1 protein-coding gene is annotated in these 614 nt (G+C 58.6%); it reads left to right on the top strand.

What is annotated here, in order from left to right; all coding sequences use genetic code 11:
* Positions 1-614 (top strand): POTRA domain-containing protein (locus V7773_RS30245; protein ID WP_336076500.1); only part of this gene is annotated, 614 nt, incomplete at both ends.

The following is a 614-nucleotide window of genomic DNA, read 5'->3' as shown; positions in this document are numbered from 1 at the left end:
CTGGTCATCACCGTTGTCGAGCGCCCGTCGGTCGCCAGTATCGAGATCGAAGGCAACAAGGCGATCTCCACTGAAGACCTGATGAAAGGCCTCAAGCAATCCGGCCTGGCCGAAGGCGAGATCTTCCAGCGTGCCACCCTCGAAGGTGTACGCAACGAACTGCAACGCCAGTACGTTGCCCAGGGTCGCTACTCGGCCACCGTCGACACCGAAGTGGTGCCGCAACCGCGCAACCGCGTCGGCCTGAAGGTCAACATCAACGAAGGCACCGTGGCAGCCATCCAGCACATCAACGTGGTGGGCAACACGGTTTTCCCTGACGAAGACCTGATCGACCTGTTCGAACTCAAGACCACCAACTGGCTGTCGTTCTTCAAGAACGACGACAAGTACGCCCGTGAAAAACTCTCCGGTGACCTGGAGCGCCTGCGTTCCTACTACCTGGACCGCGGCTACATCAACATGGACATCGCCTCGACCCAGGTGTCCATCACCCCGGACAAGAAGCACGTCTACATCACCGTCAACGTCAACGAAGGCGAGAAATACACCGTTCGTGACGTCAAGCTCAGCGGCGACCTGAAAGTGCCTGAAGACCAGGTCAAGTCGCTGCT

Source organism: Pseudomonas sp. 3JA (assembly GCF_036961705.1).
GTDB lineage: Bacteria > Pseudomonadota > Gammaproteobacteria > Pseudomonadales > Pseudomonadaceae > Aquipseudomonas > Aquipseudomonas fluorescens_Q.
The sequence above is the reverse complement of the archived record's forward strand: the minus strand, read 5'-3'. Positions and strand labels throughout refer to the sequence as shown.